We start from the raw sequence: 22,885 nt of genomic DNA on the forward strand, positions 1-22,885 counted from the left end.
TCTAGCCCGCCCCCTTGCGCGCCATCACCAGCGCGCCGCCCACGGCGATCATCCCGACCGCGTCGAGCCAGCCCAGCGTTTCGCCGAACGCGAACCAGCCGGCGAGGACCGAAACCGCCGGCTGGGTCAGCAAGGCGAGGCCGATCACCAGCGGGGTAAAGTGCCTGAGGGCATAGACCAGAAGCCCCTGGCCGATGATCTGGCTGAGCAGCATGAGCGCAATGAGCGGCCACCAGTTGAGCGGCCAGACCGGCTCGCCGAGCCACAGCGCGATGCCAAGCAGGACCGGCGCGCCGGCCAGGCTCGAGTGGAACAAAAGACTCCATCCGCCGAAGCGATCGCGCGCGTCCTGCAGGAGCAGGATGTAGAACGCGTAGAAGAATCCGGCGAGGATGCAGAACAGGTCGCCGATCAACGTCTGCGTGTCGATCTCCAGCGAACGCCCCAGCAGGATCGCCGAACCGGCCAGCGCCAGCGCAACTGCCGAAAGCTCGAGCAGGCGAGGACGGCGACGGGCGGCGGCAAGTCCCCAGACCATCAGGATCAGGCTGCCCGCGTTCCCGAACAGCGTCGCATTGGCGAGGCGGGTCTTGCCGATGCCGATGTGCCAGCTGGCGAGGTCGAACGCGAACAGCACGCCGGCAACCGCGACCACGATCCACGCCTTGCGGCCATAGCCAGCCAGTGGCTGGCCGCTTCGCCTGGCGAACAGGGCGAGGAATGGCAGCGCCAGGAACAGACGCCAGAAGCCCGCGGCAACCGGGCCACTGTCCGCCAGGCGCACGGACCACGGACCGAGCGCCAAGGCAATATTGCCCAGTACCAGCGCTGCAACAGCACCCTTGCGCGAAACGGCTTGCCCGGTCGCTACCGGCTGGTATCGAACTGACGGTTCATCCATCGCCTCGCCCTAGACGGGTTCGCCGGGGCAAGGCATCGCTTTTTTCATCTTTCCGGGGGAGTAAGAACGCATGCACGATTCGCTGTTCCAGCCTGTCCGCCTTGGCGCGATCGAAGCGCCGAACCGCATCCTGATGGCTCCGCTCACCCGCGGGCGGGCGCAGAGCGACGGCGTACCGACCGAGATCATGCAGACCTACTACCGCCAGCGCGCCGCGGCCGGGCTGATCATCTCCGAAGCCACGGGCATCAGCCGTCAGGGCCTTGGCTGGTTCGCCGCGCCGGGCATCTGGAATGATGCGCAGGCCGATGCGTGGAAGCCGGTGACTGAAGCGGTGCACCAGGCCGGCGGCCGGATCGTCTGCCAGCTGTGGCACATGGGCCGGATCGTCCACCCCGACTATCTCGACGGCGCGCCGCCGGTTTCGTCCTCCGCAACGACCGCGCCGGGCCATGCCCATACTCCGACCGGGCCCAAGCCGTTCGTCGAAGCACGGCCGCTCCGGCTCGACGAAATTCCCCGGCTGATCGACGAGTACGGCAACGCCGCAGAGAAGGCCAAGGCCGCCGGGTTCGACGGAGTCCAGCTCCATTCCGCCAATGGCTACCTGATCGACCAGTTCATCCGCGACAACTCCAACTTCCGTGACGACGACTACGGCGGCTCACCGGAGAACCGCGTGCGGCTCATGCGCGAAGTGATGGAACGGCTGGTCGCGGTGTGGGGCGCCGACCGCGTTTCGATCCGGCTCTCCCCCAATGGCGATTCGCAAGGGGCCGACGACAGCAATCCGGCGGCTGTCTTCGGGGAAGCGGCCAAGGCGCTCGAGGCGCTGAAGGTCGGGTTCGTCGAACTGCGCCAGCCGGGGCCGGACGGGACCTTTGGCCAGACGGACGTGCCCAAGCAAGACCGGCTGTTCCGATCGCTATTCACCGGCCCGCTCGTGCTCAACAGCGACTACACCGCCGCCGAGGCCGCAACCGACATCGAATCCGGACGGTGCGATGCGGTCAGCTTCGGTCGGCCATTCATCTCCAACCCCGATCTCGTCGAGCGCATCCGCATCGGCGCGGAATGGGCACCCAACGTCGGCGTGCCGAAGACCTGGTACTTCCCGGGCGAGCACGGCTACACCGACTATCCCACCATGGCCGAAGCCGCGGCCGCCTGAGGACAACCCTGCAATGACCATCCGTTCCTGGCTCTTCGTTCCCGGCGACAGCGAGAAGAAGCTGCTCAAAACCACCGAGACCGGGGCCGACGCGATCATCGTCGACCTCGAGGATTCGGTGACGCCATACAACAAGGAGACCGCGCGGCGGATGGGGCGCGACTGGCTCGAGGCGCACCGCCGCAAGGTGACCGAGCGAACCATGGGACGGTGGGTGCGGATCAACCCGCTCGACACCGACCTGTGGCGCGAGGACCTGCTGGCGGTGATGCCGGCCGCACCCGACGGGATCGTGCTGCCCAAGGCGGCCGGTCCCGAACAGGTCCGCCAGCTCGCTGCCGAGCTGTATGAGCAGGAATCGCGCAATGGCTTGCCGACCGGGCGGACCCAGATCCTCCCGCTGGTGAGCGAGACGGCGCATTCCGCGCTGACGATCACGTCGTACCTCGACACCACGGTCCCGCGCCTGTGCGGCCTCACCTGGGGTGCGGAAGACCTGTCTGCAGTCCTTGGCGCAACCCGGAAACGCGACGCCGCCAAACAGTGGACCGACACCTTCCGCTTCGTCCGCGCGCAGGTCCTGCTCACCGCCCATGCCCGCGGAATCATGGCCGTGGACACGCTTTACGACGACTTCCGCGACGAGGAGGGCTTCGCCGCCTATGCCGCCGCGTCGAAGGCTGACGGCTTCACCGGGATGCTGGCTATTCACCCCAGCCAGGTGCCGGTGATAAACCGCGCGTTCTCGGCCAGCGAGGAAGAAATCGCCTTTGCCCGCGCCGTGGTCTCGGCCTTTGCCAGCAACCCCAGCGCAGGGGCGTTGCAGATCGCCGGCAAGATGATCGACCAGCCGCACCTCAAGCTGGCGAAGCGAATGCTGGGGATGGATTGATGGGCTCGGTCCTGCTGTCGCACCCCCGCCTTCGCGGAGACGCCGCCGAGATTTATTGATCGGCGTCAGCGGGAGAAGCCTTCGCGCTCGGCGTCGGCTTGGCTGCGGGCTCGTCGCCGGCATCCTCCGCCGCAGCGCTCGCGTCTGAACCCTTCTTCTTGCCCGCCTTGGCGTCGTCCTTGCCGGCTTTGGCCGGGGCGAGCGGGGCTTCCGCAGTCGAGCGGTCGAGGCTCAGCATCGAATCGCTGATCGTGCCTTCCAGGACCTCGTTCCCCGCGGCGCGGGCGTTCGGGTCGGCCTTCTTCGCATTGTCGCATGCGGCAAGGGCGAGCACCGCGACGGACAGGATCAGCAAGCGCATCAGTTGGCCTCGGGCGGACAGGGAACGTCGAGCTTGGCGAGAAATTCGCCGGCGCGGGCCAGCATTGCCCGATCCCATGCCTCGGGCGCAACCTCGTATCCGAGTGCAGCCAGGCTGGTGACACCGAACTCCTCGATCCCGCACGGCACGATCCCGCCGAAATGCGAGAGATCGGGGGAGAGATTGACCGAAAAGCCGTGCATCGTCACCCAGCGACGAATGCGCACCCCGATCGCGCCGATCTTGGCTTCGCGCCCATCCGCGCCGTTGGTCCAGATGCCGATTCGACCCGGCGCACGCCAGGCCTCGACCCCGAAGTCGCCGAGCGTGTCGATCACCCAGCCCTCCACCGCGTGGACGAAGCCGCGCACGTCGCGCGCCCGCTTGCGCAAGTCGAGCAGGAGATAGCCGACCCGCTGGCCCGGTCCGTGATAAGTGTAGCGGCCGCCGCGCCCTGCCTCGACCACCTCGAACCGGGGGTCGAGAAGTTCGTCCGCGGCGGCGCTGGTCCCGGCGGTGTAGACCGGCGGGTGTTCGAGCAGCCAGACCAGATCGCCCGCCTCGCCGGCCCCGATCGCGGCATTGCGCAGGTCCATTTCGGTCAGCGCATCGCGGTAGGGCACCTGTTCGGGCGAGATGCGCCATTCGATCTGGTCGGGGAGCTTCAGTCCGGTGGTCGCGTCCATGGCGCGCGAGATGCGCTGCGCGCCGCAAATTCGCAAGAGGCCGGGACTGGAAAGGCCGGCGGACGCTGCTAGAACGCGGCCATGCAGCCAATCACCCCCAAGCTCGACGCCCTTGCCGCGTGGAACGACGCCGCACGCCGCGTCTCCGCCAACCGCGGCCTGCTGATGACCGTCGCGGGCGTTTTTCTCCTCCTGCCGACGCTCGTCCTCGAACTCGCGGTCCCGCAGCCGACGTTCGACGAGACCATGACCAGCGAGCAGATGTGGCCGCTCCTGCGCGATTACTACATCGCCAGCCTCCCTTGGGCGCTGCCGACGATGCTGCTCGGGCTGGTGGGCGTGCTCGCGCTGCAGATCGTCATGGGCGACAGGACCAGGCCAACCGTCGGGCAGGCGATTCGCCGGGCCTTTGCCCTCCTCCCGGTGCTGATCGCGGCGCAGCTCTTTTACGGGCTCGCGCTCGGCCTGGGGCTGGGCCTGCTGCTCGGCATCGGCGGCGCGACCGGCTCTCAGGCGATAGCGGCGGTGTTCGTGTTCATCGCGCTGGGCATCGCGGTCTGGCTGGCGATGCGGTTCATCGTCCTGACCTCGTTGCTGACGATGGAAGCGCTTCGCAACCCGGTGGCCCTGCTCAAGCGGTGCTGGGCACTTACCCGCGGACAGGCCGGGCGGATCGCGCTGTTCCTGCTGCTTCTCGCGCTGGTCTATGGCATTGTTTCCGGCCTGATCGAGGGGCTGGTCGGCACCATCCTGGCCTTCGTCGCCAATGATGAGGTAGCGCGGGTGCTCATCGCCACGCTGTCGAGCACGCTTTCAGCGCTGGGAATGCTGTACCTCTCGGCGGTGCAACTGGCGATCTACCGCCAGCTTGCGGGCCCGGCGGAACCCGCCACGACCGAAGTCTTCAGCTAGACCCCTATTCCTTCCAGCCCCAGAAGAGCTGGCAGGGGAGCACGTTCCACAGCTCGAACCCCTGGTCGATATGGCGGAAGTGCTTCGCCATGAAGTCCCGCGCCTTGGCCGAGAACTGGTAGACGAGAAACGCCCCGCCCGGACGCAGCACGCGGTGGGTCGCCGCCGCGATTTCAGGGCCGACGCCATCGGGAAGGGTCGAGAACGGCAGGCCCGACAGCACATAGTCGGCATGGTCGTGACCGTGCGCCTTGACGATCTCCTCGACGTCGGCGGCCGAGCCGTGAACCGCGACAAAGCGGCTGTCGCGGATCGTCCGGCGCAGGTAGTCGATGAAGTCGGCGTTGGTGTCGATCACGATCAGCATGCCGTCGCGGCGCAACCGGTCGAGCACCGGGCGGCAGAAGGTGCCGACGCCCGGTCCGAATTCGACGAACAGCTTGCACTCGTCCCACTTCACCGGGCCGAGCATCTTGGCGATGGTCCGACCGGACGAAGGAATGATCGAGCCGACCATCACCGGGTGCTTGAGGAAGCCCTTGAAGAACACGCCCCAGGGCCCGAGCATTTCCGCGGCCCTGCGCTTCGCACGCTGGAGGAGGGGCCGTCGCGCAGCCTGCGAACTCGTCATGCGGGGAAGGGACCCTTGCCAAGGAACATTATCGCCGCCGTCGCAAATTTGCCGGAGCATTGCAAGCGGGCAAGGCCGGGACTAACCCGACAGTGATGCACGACCTGACCCGATCCGGGAACGGCCCGACCGTAGCCGATGACGCGCTGGCGCTGCCGCCGGGACGGATGGCACTGCTTTACATGGTCATGCTGGTCGCCGCGACAGGCAACACCGCGATGCAGTCGGTGATGCCCTCGATCGGCACGCACCTCGGCATCGCGGACGTGTGGGTGAGCCTCGCCTTCACCTGGTCGGCGGTGCTCTGGGCGATGATGTCGCCGTTCTGGGCCCGGCGCTCGGACCGGCGCGGGCGCAAGACCATGATGGCGCTCGGCATGCTCGGTTTCACCCTGTGCTTTGCCTTGTGCGGGGTCGTGCTGCACTACGGCCTTCTCGGCTTTTATTCCGGGCTCACAACCATCCTGCTGTTCGCCCTGTTCCGCTCGCTGAACGGATTGATCGCCTCCGCTTCTTCTCCGGCCGTCCAGGCCTATGTCGCCAGCCGCACCGGACCCGACAAGCGGACCCGCGCCTTGGCGATGCTGGCCTCGAGCTGGGGTCTCGGCACGGTCATCGGACCGGCCATCGCTCCGTTCTTCATCTTTCCGCCGTTCGGGCTGGTCGGCCCTTTTGCGGTGAGCGCCGTGTTCGGCCTCGCCGTGCTGATCGCGCTGCGCCTGCGCCTGCCGGACGACGACCCGCGCTTCGCCGCACGGGGAGAGGCCGCAGCCTATCCGGCGAGCGGGGGCGCGGCGAGCATTCCGCGCGCCGATGATCCCGAAAAAGCCGACGACGACGGGGCGGACCGCCCCGACCGCCTGCGCTGGACTGATCCCCGGATCCGCGGCTGGGTCGCGACGGGGCTGCTGGGGGGCCATGCCCAGTCGATGATCATGGGCGTGATCGGATTCCTGCTGCTCGACCGGCTGGGCATGCGCGGTACACCCGATGCGGGCGCGGGTCCTATCGGGCTGGTCCTGATGGCGGGCGCGGTCACCACGCTGCTCGCGCAATGGGGTCTGATTCCCATGCTCAACCCCAGTCCGCGGACGCTGAGCCTGTCCGGCATGGTGCTCGCCGTGGCCGGGATCGCCCTCATCGCCGTCGGCACAGACCTTCATGCGATCACCATCGGCTTCTCCGTTTTCTCTCTCGGCGCCGGCCTGTTCCGGCCTGGTTTCACATCGGGCGCGAGTCTTGCAGTCCCGCGCCGCGAGCAGGGTGAGGCGGCAGGCATCATCAGCTCGGTCAACGGGGCGACGGTGATCATAGCTCCGGCCGTAGGCGTGTGGCTCTACAATCATATCGAGTGGCTGGCCTGGGCGGCGATCACTGCGCAGTGCCTTGCTGCGATCCTGATCGTCATCCGGATGCCGCGCCCTGCAAACGATTTTGCCTGATCGCGAGGACGGCAAGTCCTTGCCCGGGCTTGCCAACCGGAGTTGCCGGCCCTAGCCACCCGCGCGATGTCGAGCGCCGCCACCAGCCAGAAGGTCATTGCGCGCGGCGTCGGCTCCAACGTCCTCAGCTTCGTGATCCGGTTCGCGGCGCGCGCTTCGCTGCTCTACGTGGGCGGGCGGCTGTTCGGGAAGGAGCTTTACGGCGTCTTCTCGTTCGCGGTCGCGACGGTCGAAGTGGCGGTCCCGGTGGCAAGCCTCGGCCTCAAGCGGATGATCTTTCCGTGGCTGGAGGATGAGGCCGAAAGCCGCGGTGCGACCCACGTAGTGCTCGACGCCCTGCTTCTTGCGCTATGCATGGGCACGCTGACCGCACTGTTCGTGATCGGACTCGCGTGGGCACTGCCCGCCGACGCCGTGTCCGACGCCCAGCGGTTCGCGCTGATGGTGCTTGCGCCGGCGGTGCTATGCCAGATCGGCGCGGACATCTCGCTCGCCGCGACGCGCTGGACTCACAAGATGCGCTTCGAGGTGACGGGCCGCGGACTCATCGAGCCTTATGTCGGCACGGCGGTGACGCTGGCCGCGTGGTACGCGGGGATGACGCAGACCGGCATGCTGGTCGGCTACTGGGGTGGGAGCCTTGCGCTCGTGACATATGCGCTGTGGAGCGCACGGCGGGGCCTGGGGCCGTGGCGGCTGATGGCGTGGCGACCGTCGCGCCGCAAGCTCGCGCAGCGGGTCCGGTCGCTGATCCCGGCAAGCTGGAGCGACTTCCTCACCGCCATGGCCGGGCGGATCGACCTGTTCATGGTCGGGCTGCTGCTCGGCGACGGGGCGGCGGGCATCTATGGCGTGGTCCGCCAGCTCCGCACCCCGGTGCTCCAGGTCCGCCAGGCGTTCGACGGCATCCTTACCCCGCTGACCGCCCGTACGATGCGCGCTGACGGGGACGAGACCGCGGGCGGCGCCATGGCGGCGGCGACACGGGTCATCCTTTCCGCGCAGCTGGCCGTGGTGCTGCTGATGGTCGCGGCCGGTGAGGCGCTGCTCGGTCTGTTCGGGCAGCAGTACGTCGTCGGCTACTGGACGCTGCTGGCGATGGTCGCAACCGAGACCGTCAACGGCGCGTTCGGGGTGGCCGAGCTGATCATCTACTACCGCCGTCCGCACCTCGCCCTGATCCTCAATCTCGGCCTGATCGCGACGGCCGCAGTGCTGATCCCGCTGCTGGCGCCGGAACTGGGAACGCTGGGCGCGGCCTTGGCCATGCTGGCGGCTGCGATGAGCGCAGCGCTGCTGCGGCGGCACTGGCTGAAGGGGCTGGGCGTCCGCAACGCACCGCTTCATGCCGTCCCCCCGCTGGCCGCGGCGCTGGTCGGCGCGGCGGTGGGCGTCGCCGCCTTTGAAGCGCTGGTGGTGCTGTTCCAGGCCCCGCCGCTGGTCGACAAGATCGCCCCGCCGGTCCTCGCCATCGGAACCTATGGCGCGTTGATCTCGCTGTGGACCAAGGTCCAGCCGGGCGAGCTGTCGCTGGCCCGGTTCCGCGTCAGCTAGAGCAGGCCCTTGGCCTCAAGCTCCGCCGCGACGCGGCGCGCCGCGCGATTGTGCAGCTGGACCGACAGCACCAGCAACAGATTGAGCACGATCGCCTGGTAGATGAAGTAGTACAGCGGCGTCCCCGCAATCATCGAAAGCCCGAGCACGATCGCACGGGGGTTGGGACCGAGGAACTTGAGCAGCGGCAGCAGCGGACGCACGTGCGTAGCGACCACTGCCCGGATCGCTTGCAGCCGGGCCGGATCGTCCTTCGCCGCGGTCACCGCCTCGTCGACACGCTCGAGATGCGGCGTCAGTCCTGTGGCGAGGCGCAGGTAGAGGTCGGCGATGACCTGGAAAACCCGCGCGATCCCGCTCTTCTTCTCGAACAGCCCGGCTTCGTTCTGGCGCGAGTGGTGGAGGAACGGCACGCCGTAGGTCCAGTACTGGTAGAACCGGCGCTGGACCTCTACATGGTTTGACTGGACGATATGCGAGAGCCCCGCCGCCACGGTCCATGCCCAGGCGGTCCCTGCGCCGGCCGTGCGCGTCAGGACGAACGCGAGCAGCACGTAAAGCACGATGTGGCTGGCGTAGTCGCAGACCCCGTCGATCATCTCGCCCAGCGGGCTCGACTTGCCGGTTATGCGTGCGAGGTCGCCGTCGGCGCCGTCGACGACATGCCAGGTCATGTGCAGCGCCATTCCGAGCACCGCACCGCCCGGCCACGCGAGACCCCAGTACGACAGCGCCGCCGCGACCACGAACAGGCCGCCGATGACCGAGACCATGTTCGGCGTGATCGGCGTTCTCGCCAGCCGCCGTGCCAGCTGCCAGGCCAGCGGGTGGTAGAGGTAGTGATTGAGCGGGTCCTGCATCTCGCGCGGACGGCGCGGTCGCTCGGGCTCCTTCCGGGCAGCGTGCGCGCCCTGCAGAGACGGAGATCCGCCTGCATCCACAACCATTTGCTGCTCCCTCGCGTCCCGGCTTGGCGACTGCCGCGCCCGGCTATATAAAGCTTTTGGGCGGGTAAACAGCTTTAGCGCGCAGGGACGGTCGATTTCCTGCAGCTGCTTGGGGAGGTTTCAGGGGATTCCTGGACAGGCCATCATCGTATTCGCGTCGAACGGGGACGCGGGCCGGCTCATCGCCGGCGTACCCGCAGCCGCGCGGGCTGTACGGGAGGCGCGACTCGCCGGGATCACCGAACTGACTATTGCGGCGCCCGAACTGGCCGCATCGCCTACCGTGAAGGCCGAGTGCGCCCGCATTGCCGATGGACCACCTCCGCGCTTTGCCAGCCATGACGGCCTGCGTCCTCGACGAGGCGCGCTGTTGGTCGCCGGCGACAGGATTGTCAGCAGCCGGGCGCTCCTCGAAGGCCCGGGTGAAGCGGTCGCCATCGCCAGTGGCGACCTGCAAAGAGACCGCCAGACGCTGGCCGCGCTGGTCGCGGGCGATTCGGGCCGGCGGCTTGCGGCGGCTGGCCGCGAAGTGCTGCGCGAAACCGCCAAGGCTACAGATGGCATCGTTTCCCACCACATCAACCGGCCGGTCTCCCGCGCCATCTCGGGATTGCTCCTGACAATCCCGGGGATCCGGCCGTGCCATGCGACGATCGGCACCGCGCTGATTTCCGCCACGATGTTCGCGGCATTGGTCGGCTGGGAAGGAGACTGGGGTCTTGTCGCTGGTGCGCTGCTGTTCCAGGCGGCCTCGATCTTCGACGGAGTCGATGGCGAGATCGCCCGCGCAACCTTCCGCAGCTCGCGCGTCGGCGCGGCGCTCGACAGCATGATCGATGCCGCCACGAACCTCGCATTCCTGCTCGGTGTGGCCCTGAACCTCCACTGGCAGGGCAGTCACCTGTCGGCACAGGTCGGCCTCTCCGGGCTCGCCATGCTGCTGGTCGGACTGGCGCTGATCGGACGGGCTTCCGCGAAAAGCCACGCCCCGTTCAGCTTCGATGTGGTCAAGGAGCACTACCGCGCCAGATCCGGCGCGGCTTTCGCCCCCCTGGTTCGCGGCCTGACCGCCCTGACCAGCCGGGACTTCTTTGCGTTGGGGTTTGCGTTGCTCATTGCCTCGGGTATGGCGTCGCAGGCTCTTGCGCTTTTTGCGCTGATTGCGGCCGGCTGGCTGGCCGCTGTCATATTCGCCCTCGCGCCACGTCAAGCTTGACTGGGGGGAAACTTCTTGCTTTTGGCGCGCGATTTGGAAATGAGGCACAATCGTTACAGCCGCCACGCGTGCCTGTTTGAAGGGATCTGATTACATGAAGCCTATCAAGGTCGCCGTGATCGGCGTTGGTAACTGCGCCAGCTCGCTGGTCCAGGGCGTCGCCTATTACCGCACGAACAACTCCTCGCAGGGTCTGATCCACGACAAGATCGGCGGCTACGGCGCGGGTGACGTCGAATTCGTGCTCGGTATCGACGTCGACAAGCGCAAGGTCGGCAAGGACATCTCGGAAGCGATCTTCGCCGCGCCGAACAACACCGCCGTGTTCATGCCCAACGTCCCGGCGACCGGTGCCAAGGTCATCATGGGCCACGTCTCGGACGGCGTTGCCCCGCACATGACCCAGCTCGGTGAAAAGGGCTTCATCCTCTCGGACGAAGCGGAAGCCAGCAAGGAAACGATCGTCAAGGCGATCAAGGATTCGGGTGCCGAAGTCCTCATCAACTTCCTGCCCGTCGGTTCGCAGGAAGCCACCGAGTTCTACATGAACTGCGCGCTCGAATCGGGCGTGGCGGTCGTGAACTGCATGCCGGTGTTCATCGCCAGCACCCCGGAATGGGAAAAGAAGTTCCGCGAAAAGAACATCCCCATCGTCGGCGACGACATCAAGGCCCAGGTCGGTGCCACGATCGTCCACCGCGTCCTGTCCAGCCTGTTCGCGGCCCGCGGCGTGACCGTGGAGCGGACCTACCAGCTCAACACCGGCGGCAACACCGACTTCATGAACATGCTCGACCGCCAGCGTCTGGGCAGCAAGAAGGAATCGAAGACCGAGGCGGTGCAGGCCATGCTCGCCCAGCGTCTCGAGGACGAGAACATCCATGTCGGCCCGTCGGACTATGTTCCTTGGCAGAAGGACAACAAGCTGTGCTTCCTCCGCCTCGAAGGCGCGCAGTGGGGCAACGTCCCGATGAACCTCGAACTGCGCCTCTCGGTCGAGGACAGCCCGAACTCGGCGGCCTGCGTGATGGATGCCATCCGCTGCTGCAAGGTTGCGCTGGACCGCGGTGAGGGCGGCGCGCTGATCGGCCCGTCGGCCTACTTCTGCAAGCACCCGCCGCAGCAGTTCAACGACGATCTGGCCGCGCAGATGGTCGAGGAATACATCGCCGACCAGGCGCTTGCCGCCGAATAAGGCCGGCAGGACAAGAGAAACGGAAAAGGCCGGCGGACAAGCGTCCGACCGGCCTTTCCTTTGGGAACGCCAGCACGCATGGACGCGCTGATCATTGCCGCCGGATATGGCAGCCGCCTGCGCGAGCTGTCGGATTCGAAGCCGCTGACTCCCGTTGCAGGAGTGCGCCTGATCGAGCTTGGGATCCGCCAGGCCGTCATGGCCGGGGTTTCGCGGGTGGTCGTGGTCACCGGGCACCGGGCCGACGAGCTCGAAGCATTTCTTGCCGGTCTCTCCAACCGAAGCGGGATCGAAATCGTCCCCGTCCGCCTGACCGACTGGTCGACGCCCAACGGTCACTCGGTCATCGCCGGTGCGGCGGCATGCCGCGGCGACTATCTGCTGATGATGGCGGACCACATGTTCGATGCGGAAATCCTCCGCCGGCTGATGGCGCAGGGTGGCCCCGACCGCGCGGTCACGCTGGCCGTCGACGAAGATACCACGAACCCGCTCGTCGATCCGGATGACGCGACCTGGGTCCGCCGCGACGACACGGGCCGCATCGTCGCGATCGGCAAGACCATCGCGGAATACGACGCGGTCGATTGCGGCGCGTTTCTCGCCACCCGCGAACTTGCCGAGGCGATCCGGGCGGCCATCGACGAGGGCAGGCCCGGCAGCCTGTCAGACGGCATGCAGCGTCTCGCCGATCGAGGCCTGGCGCAGACGATGGAAGTCGGCGGGCTGTGGTGGATGGACGTCGATGATCCGCGCGCGCACGCCCTGGCGGAACAGGATGCGCCCACGCGCATGGCGCAGGCCTACGCGGCGGCACTCAGCCAGACCTGAAGGCGCTGTCCATTTTCCCCGCAGGGGAAAGTGGGCAGGTTTCGCCACCGCCAATGTGGCCGCCCCTCCCCGTTTGTGCTGCGCAAAAAAACGGGGAGGAACCGGTCCTTACGGGTACTTCAGCTTGACGTGCGTGGTCAGCCCGCTGCGCGGGATGTTGATCCGCACCGAGCGGAACGACGGCAGGCTGGCGATCGTCGGCGGGTTGTTGGAAAAGCCGAATCCCTCGGTCGGAATGCCCAGCACTCCGCCGCGGTCGATCTTCCGGTTGCCGTTCTCGTCGTGATAGACCGCAATCGCGTAGACGCCGGGGTTGGGCACGTGGATGCACATCCGCGTGTTCGGCGCGCTCGCATCGACCCGGCCGACGTAGAGCGATCCGCCCTTGGCAAGGAACTTGCGCGAGTTGTCGGCATAGAGCGTGACTGCGACCAGGCCGTTGCCATTGCGCAGGCCTTCAACCACCACGTTGATGTAGGTGTTGCTCGCCGGCCCCTGGCAACCCGGCTGGGCCGCCGCGGGCTCCGGCCGGGCAAGGCCGAAGAGCGCCGTACCGGCGGCAAGCGCGAGGGCCGCGGCGTAGAGACGTCTCGGCTGTTTCATGGTCGTTCCTTCGCCCCGTGATCTGTCGATGAGGTGGAAAACGGAGGCGGCGAAACGATCACCCGGCCTCCAGACGTTAACCGCCGGACATGGCCGGCGAGGCATCCCCTAATGCGATTCGAGCCGTGAACCTATGCTGAATTTCACCACGATGCCAAGCGTCAAGCCGCTCAGGACTGGATCCAGCGCAGCATTGCGGCAGCCTGCCGCGCTTCGCGGTTGGCGCGCGCGTTGCCGATCCGCCGCCATAACCGGGCGAGTCGCCGGCCCAGCCATGCGATCCACCCACCGCCCACGCCCTGCGCCGCATCGTTCGCCGCGCTCCGCTTGCTGGGTCGCAGGCGGCCGGCGATCGACGCGGCCAGTGCCTTGATCGAGCGCGCGGCAAACAGGTCGGCAACGGCTTCCGCGTGATCGCGCGTCTCGAAATCCTGGAGCAACGCGTCCTCGGCCGCTGCGAGGACATGGACGGGCGGCGGCGAAGTCCCTTCCGGCAGCGCCAATCCGTGCGGGCCGAAATAGCGCTCGGTCAAGGCCAGCAGCAGCACGGCGCCGCGTGTCCAGCCTTGCGCCGCTGCGCCTTCCCAGAAGCGGGTGGCGGCGACCTCCCCGCTCGCCAGCAGGAAGTGGATGTCGGCAAGGACCAGTGGCCCGCAGTCGAGACGGTGGTTGTAGAGCGCATGGATGATCAGGTGCGCCAGCATGTCGTCGGCGGCGGGGAAGCGAACTCCTGCGGCGTCCGGCTCGGCCCGTGCCATGACCGTCGCCGGGTCGAGCTGGGGCATATGATAACCGTGCCGGGCTGGAGGATCGGTCAGGCGGTGGTGCAGTTCGACCAGCACGTCGCGCTTGCGATGCCAGAGCGGCGGGAGGTGCTTGTCGTGCTCAAGTGCTTCGGCATGGGCTTCGTCGTCCTCGCCGTCTGCGGGAACGAGTCCGGCGGCCTCCAGCGCGGAAAATGCCCGCTGCACGTCCGCTTCGGCGACGAGCAGGTCGATGTCGCGCAAGGGACGCAACCCCGGAGCGGGATAATCCCGCCAGGCGAGCCGCGCCCCTTTCAGCGCGAGAAACGGAATCGCCGCCGCATCGAGAATCGCGGCAAGGTCGGCCAGCGCTGCCTTGTGGCGCAGCGAGGAAAAGGCGGCGTCGCGGTTGGCGGCCTCCCAGTTTGCCAAAATCGCCTCCGGGACCGGCCAGTTTCCGCAAGCGCGGGCGCGATGGAGCAGGAGCGGGCGCAGGCGGTGCTGGCCGGCCATGGCGTCGAGCATGTCCCACCCCGCCAGGTCGGGCCAAGTCAGCGGCGTCTTGCCGCCCAGCAGGCCCAGCGCGGCACGCTTGATGTCCAGGAGGTCGCTCACGCCGCGACCTCCTCCGCAACGATGCGGCCGGTCTCGAGCCGCACCGTGCGGTCCGCCAGGCCCGCGAGCGCGCCGCGGTGGGCGATCACCAGCATCGTCACGCTGCCGCGCAACGCCTTGAGCGCCGCCAGCACCGCTGCTTCGTTGTCCGAGTCGAGTGCCGAAGTGGGCTCGTCGAGGATCAGCAACGCAGGCTTGCGCAACAGTGCGCGGGCAAGCGCGATGCGCTGGCGCTCGCCGCCGGAGAGCTGCCCCCCGCGGTCGCCCACGATGGTATCGAGCCCTTGCGGGAGGCCGCGCACGAACCCGGCCGAGGCCTGGTCCAGCGCAGCGAAAAGGGCGGCCTCGTCTGCCTCCGGGACGGCCCAGAGCAAATTCTGGCGAATTGTGGCGTGGAACAGCACCGGTTCCTGTTCGACATAGGCCACCGCACCGCGCCATGCGAGGCGCGCCGGGCCATCGAGCGCGACATCGTCCACCAGCACCCGTCCCGCATCCGGCGTCACCAGCCCTCCCAGGACGTCGGCCAGCGTCGACTTGCCGGCTCCCGATGGGCCGATGAGCGCCGTCGTCGAGTTCGCGGGCAGTTCGAGGGTCACCCCGGCCAGCGCCGAGACAGGGCGGCCCGGATGCTGCAAGCTGACGCCTTCGGCGCGGACAGTCCGCAGGAGTCGGGGCGGCGCAACCGTGTCGGTGGGCCGGGACTCGGCATGGGCCAACAGGTCGGACCGCAGCCGCTTAGCCTCGATCACCGCCGGCGCACCGTGCAGCCAGTTCTGCCACGCCTCCTGCAGGGCGCCGAGCAGGGGAACCGTGCGGGCAAACAGAGCCACGAGCGGGATCAGCACGGCCGCCGGGACCTGCCAGCGGGCTATCGCCAGCCAGCTCGCCAGCGCCAGCACGGCCGCGCCCGAAACCTGCAGCGCCGCCTGGCCCCGGGTCATCGAGCGCAGGTAATCCATCTCCGTGCGGCGCATCCCGACGAAGCTCGCGCCCATCTCTGCTTCCGCCCGCGCCTCGGCGGAGTGGCCCTTGATCAGGCGCAAGGCCGAAAGGCTCTCACCAAGCCGGGCGTGAACGGTCCGGTGCGCCTCGGTCAGCGCCTCACCCAGCCGCACGGCGCGGATCCGGTTGCGGCTGTAGCCGGCAAGGACGAGCGCCGCCGCGACGAGTCCGAACAGCGCGAGACGGGGTGAAAGCACCATCGCGGTCGCGAGAACGCCTCCGAGGGCGACTGCGGCAGCGGTCGCGGCCAGCAACTGGTCAAAGGCCATGCCGATCCGGTCGACGGTATTGACGATGAGCCCCACGTTGTCGGACTGGCGCATACGCACCAGCCGCCGCCAGTCGGCCCGGACCAGCGCCGAAAACAGCGCGGCGCGCGACGCATCGACAAGGCCGTTGGCCAGCATCCGGCCGTCCACGACCCGGCGATACTGGACGAAGGCCCGGATCGCGACGAGCAGGACGAAGGCTGCAAGAAGCACGGGCACGTCGGCCGGTACGCCCAGGTCGGCCAGATAGCGCGACGCCGCGCCCGGCTGAGGCCCCCCGTTGAGGGCGCCGAGGATCGGCACGAGGAGCAAGAGCCCGATTCCCTCGCTCAGCGCGGAAAGAACCATCAGCAGCGCCAGCCAGGCCAGCCGCCGGCGCGGAACCTCCGGCAGCAGCGCCGCGAGCGCAGCGCGCGAGGTCCCGTGCTCAGAGGTCATTGCGCCCCTGCGCGTAGGCGATGAAGCGTCCCGCACTGATGCCGCAGGCGACCCCGTAGGCGAGCGTCATATCGTCGAACATGCCGACCGGGGGCTCTTCGGGAAATTCCTCGAGCGCACGGCGGAGGCCGGGAAGATCGACGATCGCGGCGATTTCCGGGACTTCGCTCATCAATGCGATCTCGTCGATCAATTCGTGCCGGATCCGGCCCAGCCGCAGGTGCCAGTCGACATTGGGCCAGCCGCGGTTTCGGTTGAGGCGGATTTCGTCCGGAATTTCCCCCTCACCCATCCGCCGCGCCAGCCACCGCATCCACCCGTCGCGAGCGAACTGTATCGTCGGCACGCCATAGCAGAACTCGACCAGCGGACGATACGCCGCTGCATCGCGCGTTTCCACGCCGTCCAGCTGGAGGAAGGCCTGCTGCATCTCTTCCGCGTCACTGCCGTCGTCGGCGAGGAGGGCGTCCCAGTATGACCGCCGGGTCGGGAAGGCGAGCCGCTCGAGGTCCACCCCGGCCGCCCGGGCGCGGGCGATTTGCGCGCCGCCCTCCAGCCACTCGGGCGAAACCCCCCAGCGGCTGTTGAGATCGGGGGCTTGCCCGGGTCGCAGGTTCTGCAGGAAGCGCCAAGCCCGGTACGGTAGCTGGGGCAGGACCACCAGCGCGATGAACCGATGCCACATCGGGCGATCGTCACCGGGGTTTTCGCGCATGAGGCGCCACAACTGCCGCCAGCGCCCGGTGCGGAAAAACTCGACCGCGGCCCACGGCGGCTTGGCGCTGAACGCCTCGTCGCCGAAGCCGCCATTGACCAGCACATCGCACCCGGCATCGGACGCAGCTTCGTAAACCGCCTTGTAGTGCATGCTGAGACCGAGCGAGGCCGGGCCCTGGTCGAGGGCGCGGAGCAGGTCGCGCTGTCGGTAGCGAAAGTCCTCGCCATCGCAGGTCACCTCGACCGGGCGGATTTGCGGATAGCGCGCGACCAGCGCGGCAATCTTGGGGAATTCGCGCGAGTAGGCACCGGGATAGTCGGGACCCTGCCAGGTCGATTCGGGGCCGAAGGTGAACGCGTCGAGCGTCTGGCCCGGCGGCAGGCCCCGCAACATGCTGACCGCGACGAGCGGCGAATCGAGACCGCCCGACAGCGCGATGCACGGCTTGCGCGCACCGGCCATGGCGTGCCTGGTGCCCTCGTCGAGCAATTCACGGGCCGCCGCGACATAATCTTCATCGCGCTTGAGCCGCACCGGCGGATTCGCGTGAATGTCATAACGCCAGAGTTCGCGAACCTGCCCTCTTCCGACGAGCAGGGCCCGGCCCAGGGGGACCCTGACCGTGCCTTCGTAGGTGTCCCGGAAAGGATCCGAGAAATCGCTGATCAGGGTGCGGCCCAGCCGGTCGAAATCGATCTTGCGGGCGGCCTCATCGCGCCAGAACAGGCTGCGGGTGGTCGAGGAAATCGTCAGGACTTCGCCCGCGTCGCGGACATGGAGTGGCGGAGCGGTGAAGGGACTGCGCGCCACGCGCGCGACCGGCTCGTCCGGGCGGAAGGTAATGGCGCAGTAGTGGCCGACAACGCGCTGGTCCGCATCGTCGCCCCAGGCGTCTACGGCTTCGGCATAGACGACTGAAGAGTCGGCTTGGCTGTCGAGGCCCAAAGCGGACGCAAGCTCCGCCCGGTTGTGCAGCTGCCCGTTGAAAAGCGCTGACCGGCCGGATCGCGAAAATGCTGGGATGGGATGTTGCAGGTCCGCAGGACGGCGCGCTTCCGCTACTGTCCAGCGTCCTGCAGGAGCGTGGAGGACCTTGCGTCCGCCACCGGCCCAGAGGACGGCAGCAAACGCCGCCGCCTCCGCCGGGTCGAGCAATGCTTGCGAAAACCGCGCAACAATCATTCGCTAAAGCGGGTCATGTCACGCGGCAATGCCGCAATCAGCTCTTGTTGGTGGCACCACCCGGATTGTCGGCCAAAGTACCCTTGTTCGCGGCGACATCGTTCAGCTCGCCGACGCGAACCAGTTCGGGCTTTTCCCAGGTCTTGGTTGAGGGCTGAATCTTCGACATAAGCTGCTCCTCCAGAAAGCAGGCCCGCGCGGGGTGCGAGCTGGCGTTTGGTTGCACTAGTAGAACTACTGTAACAGCAATTTTGTTGCATTGCGATATGATAATTTTTGCAGGCGGGAACCGGGGGTTACGGCCGCGACGCTGCATTCTGGGCCTAGCCGAATCGGGCGATCGGCCTGTGCGGCAGCGTACTCTCCCCGATCAGGATTTCGCCCGACAGTTCGACCCAGGCATGAAGGTCGTCGAGAGTGCCGCGCGCGTGCCCGGGTATGACCGCAACGACCACAACGGGCCGCCACCTTCGCCGTCGCAGCATCCACGCGAGTGCGAGCGCCTGTGGCAGGCAACGTGAAGTGCCGGGCAGCCGGTAAACCCCGCGTTCGACCACCCGGGCGAGTCGATGGGCTTCGCCGGGCGTCCGTTCCGGCTGCGGCGGAGTCAGGCCCGGCACGCCCAGCCATCTGCGCCAGCGGGAGAACCGGACAAACGCGATGAGCAGCCGCGCCAGCGCGAGCCAGGCCATCGCTTCGAGCGTCTCGAAACGGGCAGCCCAACCCTGTGGCCGGCGGTGTCCGCTGGTCATGCGCCCGAGATCAGGCCCGCTTCACGCAATTGACCGAGAAACGCATCGACGTCGCTCGCGATCGCATCGCTCGCCACCCCGAATTCCCCGGCCAGCCGTTCAAGAAGCGCGTCGCGGGCGGGCTCCTCATCAAGGGCGGCCCAGATCGCGAGCGAGGTGCCGGTGAGCGAGAAGAACGTGCCCTTCGCAAGGTCCATCACCACAATCTCGTCGTCGATGGGTGCTTCCATGAAGTTGTCGCGGAGCTTGGAGATCGGTCGGGACATCGGCTCAGGATCCTTCATAGGCACGGACATGCTCGGCGATTCGCGCCAGCGTAGTGTTGAATTGGCTCGAAGTGCGCGGGCGAACGAACCGCGTCAACTTTACCGAGCGGGCGAACTGCACGAGCTGCTGAAAGCGCTGCGCCCGTCCCGGCCGCGCCGCCGCGAGGTATAGCGCCTGGGTGTAGTGGTCGTCCTGCAGGCGCATCAGGCGGTCCGCGCCGCGCACGGGCTCCACGATTGTTTCCTCGCCCACCTCGAGGAAGGTCAGCTCGGCGAGCGGGAGCATCTCGTCGACAGTTCCCGCCGCGGGCGCTCCGAAGAACTTGTCGATGTCGTGGGCAACGCGCTCTTCCCGCGCCGCGCCGGTCAGCTCGAACGCGTCCGGGCACAGCTTCAGCCGCTTGTGGCCGGGCAGGCAGAGGGGGGCGTTTTCGTCGGAGAGATCGATGATCAGGGTATCGTCGCAGAACATCGGCAGGCCCGTCCGCCCGAGCGCGGCGCACAAGGTCGACTTGCCGGCCCCGGACGGCCCGGTAAACGCGAAGACGCGCCCCTTCCAGGCCACGGCCGAGGCGTGGACCGGCAGGAATCCGTTGATTGCGGCAACAGCGGCGTAGACGCTGCCGTTGAGGAACAGCTGCTCGGTCGCGGGATCGGCTCCGGCTTCGCGTTCGACCGTAATGCCGTCGCCCTTGCGGTAGTGATAGGCAAGCCCGTCGAAGGTCCACAGGCAGAACTCGTCGCCATCGAGGCAGCTCCCGCCGCGTTCGACCTGGACGGAACCGATCCGCTTGGGGACCTTGCCGTACGTGAACCGGGTTTCCGCGTGCAGGAGATCAATGGGCGATACGCGGTTCATCCATTTTGGTTATCCCTCGATATCGGATGGTGCAACGCAAGATCATTGCCGGGGTCGGACAACGCTTCCTCGAATCGGGACATTGCGTGTGGAAAAACCCGTGATTCGCGGTTGTCCGCTAGGGCCGGGGTGGTAAGCGCCAAGGACGTTTTCCCCGCCGCTCAGGATGCAACAGTTCCCATGGCCGCGCCGCTCATTTCGCCCTCCATCCTGTCCGCCGATTTCGCCCGGCTTGGCGAGGAAGTCCGCGCCATCGACGCCGCGGGAGCCGACTGGATTCACGTCGATGTCATGGACGGGCACTTCGTCCCCAACATCACGATAGGCCCGGCGGTAGTGAAAGCGCTGCGCACGCACACCCAGAAGCCGTTCGACGTCCACCTGATGATCTCGCCCGTGGACAGCTACCTCGAAGCGTTCGCCGCCGCCGGCGCGGATATCATCACCGTCCATCCGGAGGCCGGTCCCCACACCCACCGCACGGTCCAGGCGATCAAGGCGCTGGGCAAGAAGGCGGGCATCTCGCTCAATCCGGCGACCCCGGCCAAGATGCTCGACTACCTGATCGACGAGATCGACCTGGTCCTGGTGATGAGCGTCAATCCGGGGTTCGGCGGGCAGAGCTTCATCACCAGCCAGCTTCGCAAGATCGAGGCAATCCGCAAGATGATCGACAAGTCGGGCCGCGACATCCGCCTCGAAGTTGATGGCGGGATCGACACGGCCACTGCCCCGCTCGCAGTGTCCGCCGGCGCCGACGTACTGGTTGCCGGGACCGCTACCTTCCGCGGCGGCCCCGATCGCTACGCCGAAAACATCGCGGCGTTGAAGGGAGCGGGCTGACGGTGGATGAACAGGGCAGCCTCCTCGACCGCGCCGGCACCGGCGCTGACGAGAGCGGCGCTCGCCCTGCCATTCCGCTGGGACCGGCAAGCGCAAGGGAGGCCAGCCTGACCACCGACCGCAGCGCATCGGAACCGGCGGCGCCCGAAATCCCGCTCGAGCCCGGACGGGCGCTGGCGCTCGCCGATTTCTCCCCGCCCGCCGTCTCTGCCGGTGAAGCATTGGTCCGTTTCGCCTATCGCATGGGCTTGCCGCCGTCGGCGCTGCATCCGTTTCGCAAGACCGCACGGCCCCGCCTGCTGGCGACCGTGCAGAATCCGCTGGTCGGCGATCTGGCCGCCGGGACCGCCCTGCGTGCCGGGCACTTCCTCGTCCACGGCCTGAAGTCGCCGATCGCCGATACCGAGTTTACCGGTCCGCGGCTGCCTCCGCCGCTCGAGCGCATGGTCCACGGCTTCTCCTGGCTGGCCGATCTAGAGGCCGCTGCCCCGCGCCAGCAGGTCGCCTCTGTGGCCGAGCGAATTCTCGGCCTGTGGCTGGCCGCCAATCCCAAGCCGGCCGCCGGCCCTGCGTGGGATGTCGGCAACGTGGCGCACCGCCTGCTCGGCTGGCTGGTCCATGCCCCGCTGATCCTGTCCGGGCAGGACAAGGTGTTCCGCGCAAAGGTCCTCGCCGCGATCGCCGAGAACGCCCGCTGGCTCGACCGCCATGTCGGCAAGGCAAGCGACCGGCTGGCCGAAATGGCCGGGTGGTGCGCGATCACCGCTGCCGGATTGCTGCTCTCCGAAGGCAAGCCGCGGCGCCTGTTCGGCGAAGCGGGCCTCGTCCGGGCCATGGGCGAGGTCATCGGCGATGACGGCGGGGTCCTGTCGCGCAGCCCGCTTTGCCAGGTCGAGGCGATCGAGCTGCTGATCACCTTGCGCGCCTGCTACCGTGCGCTGCGCAAGGACCCGCCGGCGCAGGTCGAGGCTATGCTCGCACTGCTCGTCCCGCCGCTGCTGGCGCTGCTCCACGGCGACGGCGCGCTGGGTTCGTGGCAGGGTTCGGGCGCGGTTTCGGCAGAGCGGATCAATGCGCTGGTCGCCGCCTCGGGCGTGCGTACCCGGCCGCTCCGCGATGCGCGCCAGTGGGGCTACCAGCGCGCGACCGCGGGCAAGAGCGTGCTGGTGTTCGACGCCGCCCCGCCGCCGCTCGCCCGCCATGCCCGCGAAGGCTGTGCCTCGACGCTGGCCATCGAGTTTTCGGCCGGATCGCACCGGCTCATCGTCAATTGCGGCGGAGCGGCCACGGCGGGCGGGCTGATCCCGCTTCGCCTCGCCCAGGGCCTGCGCGCCACCGCCGCACATTCCACCCTGACCATCGACGATTTCAACTCGACCGCGGTGCTGATCAATGGCCGGCTCGGCGCGGGCGTCAACGAGGTCGCGGTCGACCGCCGCAGCGGCGATGGCGCCACCCGCCTGGAGGCCAGCCACGACGGCTACGCCTCGCGCTATGGGCTGCGCCACCGCCGCATCCTGATCCTGCGCGACGATGGTAGCGAACTGCGCGGCGAGGACGTGCTCGAGGCGGTTGGCCGCAAGGGCAAGCGCGGGACGATCAGCGTTGCGATGCGCTTCCATCTTGGCCCGAACGTCGATCTGGGGCAGAGCGCCGACTGCCTCGGCGCGACCCTGTCGCTTCCCGATGGCAGCCTGTGGCAGTTCCGCTCGGGCCGGGATCCCGTGGCGATCGAGGAGAGCCTGTGGGCCGATGGCCAGGGCCGCCCGGTCGCCACCCGGCAACTGGTGGTGAGTGCCAAGATTTCCCGCAGCGGGGAGACGTTCTCCTGGCTGCTCAAGAAGATGAGATAG

At 67.8% G+C, this 22,885-nt stretch carries 23 protein-coding genes; 10 read left to right on the plus strand and 13 right to left on the minus strand.

Going from position 1 to position 22,885, the window contains the following annotated elements:
- Position 1: 1 nt before the first annotated feature.
- Complete coding sequence (locus tag AC3WLD_RS02695; protein ID WP_492555379.1) at positions 2 to 901, minus strand: DMT family transporter; 900 nt, start codon at positions 899 to 901, stop codon at positions 2 to 4.
- A gap of 70 nt (positions 902 to 971) precedes the next feature.
- On the opposite strand from AC3WLD_RS02695, the gene AC3WLD_RS02700 reads away from it, so the two are divergent.
- On the plus strand, positions 972 to 2,072 hold the full coding sequence (locus tag AC3WLD_RS02700) for an alkene reductase (protein ID WP_492555380.1): 1,101 nt from the start codon (positions 972 to 974) through the stop codon (positions 2,070 to 2,072).
- A 13-nt stretch (positions 2,073 to 2,085) separates the two neighbouring features.
- A complete protein-coding gene (locus AC3WLD_RS02705; RefSeq protein ID WP_492555381.1) occupies positions 2,086 to 2,964 on the plus strand; it encodes an HpcH/HpaI aldolase/citrate lyase family protein in 879 nt (292 codons plus the stop codon).
- 52 nt (positions 2,965 to 3,016) lie between these two features.
- Here AC3WLD_RS02705 and AC3WLD_RS02710 read toward each other — a convergent pair whose 3' ends face one another.
- Both AC3WLD_RS02710 and lipB read right to left on the minus strand, forming a co-directional pair.
- A complete protein-coding gene (locus tag AC3WLD_RS02710) occupies positions 3,017 to 3,325 on the minus strand; it encodes a hypothetical protein (protein ID WP_492555382.1) in 309 nt (102 codons plus the stop codon).
- Positions 3,325 to 4,011 carry a lipoyl(octanoyl) transferase LipB gene (gene lipB, locus AC3WLD_RS02715; RefSeq protein ID WP_492555383.1) on the minus strand — a complete coding sequence of 229 codons (687 nt, stop codon included), beginning with the start codon at positions 4,009 to 4,011 and terminating at the stop codon, positions 3,325 to 3,327. The genes AC3WLD_RS02710 and lipB overlap by 1 nt, the downstream gene beginning before the upstream one ends.
- Before the next feature lie 81 nt (positions 4,012 to 4,092).
- Between lipB and AC3WLD_RS02720 the strand changes: the two genes are divergently transcribed.
- The gene (locus AC3WLD_RS02720) at positions 4,093 to 4,923 is read left to right on the plus strand and encodes a hypothetical protein (RefSeq protein WP_492555384.1); all 831 of its coding nucleotides are present in this window, start codon (positions 4,093 to 4,095) and stop codon (positions 4,921 to 4,923) included.
- A gap of 4 nt (positions 4,924 to 4,927) precedes the next feature.
- Here AC3WLD_RS02720 and AC3WLD_RS02725 read toward each other — a convergent pair whose 3' ends face one another.
- Entirely contained in the window at positions 4,928 to 5,554 is a 627-nt protein-coding gene (locus AC3WLD_RS02725) for a class I SAM-dependent methyltransferase (RefSeq protein ID WP_492555385.1), read from the minus strand.
- A gap of 95 nt (positions 5,555 to 5,649) precedes the next feature.
- Between AC3WLD_RS02725 and AC3WLD_RS02730 the strand changes: the two genes are divergently transcribed.
- Together AC3WLD_RS02730 and AC3WLD_RS02735 are read left to right on the plus strand one after the other, a co-directional pair.
- A complete protein-coding gene (locus tag AC3WLD_RS02730) occupies positions 5,650 to 6,996 on the plus strand; it encodes an MFS transporter (protein ID WP_492555386.1) in 1,347 nt (448 codons plus the stop codon).
- Positions 6,997 to 7,062: 66 nt separating this feature from the next.
- The gene (locus tag AC3WLD_RS02735; protein WP_492555387.1) at positions 7,063 to 8,550 is read left to right on the plus strand and encodes a lipopolysaccharide biosynthesis protein; all 1,488 of its coding nucleotides are present in this window, start codon (positions 7,063 to 7,065) and stop codon (positions 8,548 to 8,550) included.
- Here AC3WLD_RS02735 and AC3WLD_RS02740 read toward each other — a convergent pair.
- Positions 8,547 to 9,410, minus strand: a complete 864-nt coding sequence (locus AC3WLD_RS02740) for a CDP-alcohol phosphatidyltransferase family protein (protein ID WP_492555388.1) — start codon at positions 9,408 to 9,410, stop codon at positions 8,547 to 8,549. The genes AC3WLD_RS02735 and AC3WLD_RS02740 overlap by 4 nt on opposite strands.
- 196 nt (positions 9,411 to 9,606) lie before the next feature.
- Here AC3WLD_RS02740 and AC3WLD_RS02745 point away from each other — a divergent pair, with 196 nt between their 5' ends.
- The 3 genes from AC3WLD_RS02745 to AC3WLD_RS02755 all read left to right on the plus strand — a co-directional run bounded on the left by AC3WLD_RS02745 (position 9,607) and on the right by AC3WLD_RS02755 (position 12,739).
- Entirely contained in the window at positions 9,607 to 10,713 is a 1,107-nt protein-coding gene (locus AC3WLD_RS02745; protein ID WP_492555389.1) for a CDP-alcohol phosphatidyltransferase family protein, read from the plus strand.
- Positions 10,714 to 10,807: 94 nt separating this feature from the next.
- Entirely contained in the window at positions 10,808 to 11,908 is a 1,101-nt protein-coding gene (locus tag AC3WLD_RS02750; protein ID WP_492555390.1) for an inositol-3-phosphate synthase, read from the plus strand.
- Positions 11,909 to 11,986: 78 nt separating this feature from the next.
- Entirely contained in the window at positions 11,987 to 12,739 is a 753-nt protein-coding gene (locus tag AC3WLD_RS02755; RefSeq protein ID WP_492555391.1) for a phosphocholine cytidylyltransferase family protein, read from the plus strand.
- A 108-nt stretch (positions 12,740 to 12,847) separates the two neighbouring features.
- On the opposite strand, the gene AC3WLD_RS02760 is transcribed toward AC3WLD_RS02755, so the two are convergent.
- The 8 genes from AC3WLD_RS02760 to AC3WLD_RS02795 all read right to left on the minus strand — a co-directional run bounded on the left by AC3WLD_RS02760 (position 12,848) and on the right by AC3WLD_RS02795 (position 20,189).
- Positions 12,848 to 13,342, minus strand: coding sequence for a DUF2141 domain-containing protein (locus AC3WLD_RS02760; protein WP_492555392.1), 495 nt, complete (start codon positions 13,340 to 13,342; stop codon positions 12,848 to 12,850).
- A gap of 170 nt (positions 13,343 to 13,512) precedes the next feature.
- Positions 13,513 to 14,700, minus strand: a complete 1,188-nt coding sequence (locus AC3WLD_RS02765; RefSeq protein ID WP_492555393.1) for a nucleotidyltransferase family protein — start codon at positions 14,698 to 14,700, stop codon at positions 13,513 to 13,515.
- Positions 14,697 to 16,412, minus strand: a complete 1,716-nt coding sequence (locus tag AC3WLD_RS02770) for an ABC transporter ATP-binding protein (protein ID WP_492555394.1) — start codon at positions 16,410 to 16,412, stop codon at positions 14,697 to 14,699. The genes AC3WLD_RS02765 and AC3WLD_RS02770 overlap by 4 nt, the downstream gene beginning before the upstream one ends.
- Positions 16,402 to 18,312, minus strand: a complete 1,911-nt coding sequence (locus AC3WLD_RS02775) for an asparagine synthase-related protein (RefSeq protein WP_492555395.1) — start codon at positions 18,310 to 18,312, stop codon at positions 16,402 to 16,404. The genes AC3WLD_RS02770 and AC3WLD_RS02775 overlap by 11 nt, the downstream gene beginning before the upstream one ends.
- Positions 18,313 to 18,349: 37 nt before the next feature.
- Positions 18,350 to 18,481: a hypothetical protein gene (locus AC3WLD_RS02780; protein ID WP_492555396.1), complete on the minus strand. Its 132-nt coding sequence runs from the start codon at positions 18,479 to 18,481 to the stop codon at positions 18,350 to 18,352.
- A 154-nt stretch (positions 18,482 to 18,635) separates the two neighbouring features.
- Positions 18,636 to 19,064, minus strand: a complete 429-nt coding sequence (locus AC3WLD_RS02785; protein WP_492555397.1) for a lasso peptide biosynthesis B2 protein — start codon at positions 19,062 to 19,064, stop codon at positions 18,636 to 18,638.
- The gene (locus tag AC3WLD_RS02790; RefSeq protein ID WP_492555398.1) at positions 19,061 to 19,330 is read right to left on the minus strand and encodes an HPr-rel-A system PqqD family peptide chaperone; all 270 of its coding nucleotides are present in this window, start codon (positions 19,328 to 19,330) and stop codon (positions 19,061 to 19,063) included. The genes AC3WLD_RS02785 and AC3WLD_RS02790 overlap by 4 nt, the downstream gene beginning before the upstream one ends.
- A gap of 4 nt (positions 19,331 to 19,334) precedes the next feature.
- Positions 19,335 to 20,189, minus strand: coding sequence for a hypothetical protein (locus tag AC3WLD_RS02795; protein ID WP_492555399.1), 855 nt, complete (start codon positions 20,187 to 20,189; stop codon positions 19,335 to 19,337).
- Between the two features lie 180 nt (positions 20,190 to 20,369).
- On the opposite strand from AC3WLD_RS02795, the gene rpe reads away from it, so the two are divergent.
- On the plus strand, positions 20,370 to 21,032 hold the full coding sequence (gene rpe, locus AC3WLD_RS02800; protein ID WP_492555400.1) for a ribulose-phosphate 3-epimerase: 663 nt from the start codon (positions 20,370 to 20,372) through the stop codon (positions 21,030 to 21,032).
- Positions 21,033 to 21,034: 2 nt separating this feature from the next.
- The gene (locus tag AC3WLD_RS02805) at positions 21,035 to 22,885 is read left to right on the plus strand and encodes a heparinase II/III family protein (RefSeq protein ID WP_492555401.1); all 1,851 of its coding nucleotides are present in this window, start codon (positions 21,035 to 21,037) and stop codon (positions 22,883 to 22,885) included.

The sequence above is a fragment of the Novosphingobium sp. FW305-C-111 genome (assembly GCF_058783565.1).

Excerpts from the sequence above, each read along its gene's own strand:
- AC3WLD_RS02775 (WP_492555395.1), bottom strand. The coding sequence starts at position 18,312 with ATGATTGTTGCGCGGTTTTCGCAAGCATTGCTCGACCCGGCGGAGGCG.
- AC3WLD_RS02735 (WP_492555387.1), top strand. The coding sequence starts at position 7,063 with ATGTCGAGCGCCGCCACCAGCCAGAAGGTCATTGCGCGCGGCGTCGGC.
- rpe (WP_492555400.1), top strand. The coding sequence starts at position 20,370 with ATGGCCGCGCCGCTCATTTCGCCCTCCATCCTGTCCGCCGATTTCGCC.
- AC3WLD_RS02740 (WP_492555388.1), bottom strand. The coding sequence starts at position 9,410 with ATGCAGGACCCGCTCAATCACTACCTCTACCACCCGCTGGCCTGGCAG.
- AC3WLD_RS02755 (WP_492555391.1), top strand. The coding sequence starts at position 11,987 with ATGGACGCGCTGATCATTGCCGCCGGATATGGCAGCCGCCTGCGCGAG.
- AC3WLD_RS02780 (WP_492555396.1), bottom strand. The coding sequence starts at position 18,481 with ATGTCGAAGATTCAGCCCTCAACCAAGACCTGGGAAAAGCCCGAACTG.
- AC3WLD_RS02770 (WP_492555394.1), bottom strand. The coding sequence starts at position 16,412 with ATGACCTCTGAGCACGGGACCTCGCGCGCTGCGCTCGCGGCGCTGCTG.
- AC3WLD_RS02710 (WP_492555382.1), bottom strand. The coding sequence starts at position 3,325 with ATGCGCTTGCTGATCCTGTCCGTCGCGGTGCTCGCCCTTGCCGCATGC.
- AC3WLD_RS02785 (WP_492555397.1), bottom strand. The coding sequence starts at position 19,064 with ATGACCAGCGGACACCGCCGGCCACAGGGTTGGGCTGCCCGTTTCGAG.
- AC3WLD_RS02750 (WP_492555390.1), top strand. The coding sequence starts at position 10,808 with ATGAAGCCTATCAAGGTCGCCGTGATCGGCGTTGGTAACTGCGCCAGC.
- AC3WLD_RS02705 (WP_492555381.1), top strand. The coding sequence starts at position 2,086 with ATGACCATCCGTTCCTGGCTCTTCGTTCCCGGCGACAGCGAGAAGAAG.
- AC3WLD_RS02790 (WP_492555398.1), bottom strand. The coding sequence starts at position 19,330 with ATGTCCCGACCGATCTCCAAGCTCCGCGACAACTTCATGGAAGCACCC.
- AC3WLD_RS02695 (WP_492555379.1), bottom strand. The coding sequence starts at position 901 with ATGGATGAACCGTCAGTTCGATACCAGCCGGTAGCGACCGGGCAAGCC.
- AC3WLD_RS02725 (WP_492555385.1), bottom strand. The coding sequence starts at position 5,554 with ATGACGAGTTCGCAGGCTGCGCGACGGCCCCTCCTCCAGCGTGCGAAG.
- AC3WLD_RS02700 (WP_492555380.1), top strand. The coding sequence starts at position 972 with ATGCACGATTCGCTGTTCCAGCCTGTCCGCCTTGGCGCGATCGAAGCG.
- AC3WLD_RS02720 (WP_492555384.1), top strand. The coding sequence starts at position 4,093 with ATGCAGCCAATCACCCCCAAGCTCGACGCCCTTGCCGCGTGGAACGAC.
- AC3WLD_RS02760 (WP_492555392.1), bottom strand. The coding sequence starts at position 13,342 with ATGAAACAGCCGAGACGTCTCTACGCCGCGGCCCTCGCGCTTGCCGCC.
- AC3WLD_RS02730 (WP_492555386.1), top strand. The coding sequence starts at position 5,650 with ATGCACGACCTGACCCGATCCGGGAACGGCCCGACCGTAGCCGATGAC.
- lipB (WP_492555383.1), bottom strand. The coding sequence starts at position 4,011 with ATGGACGCGACCACCGGACTGAAGCTCCCCGACCAGATCGAATGGCGC.
- AC3WLD_RS02795 (WP_492555399.1), bottom strand. The coding sequence starts at position 20,189 with ATGAACCGCGTATCGCCCATTGATCTCCTGCACGCGGAAACCCGGTTC.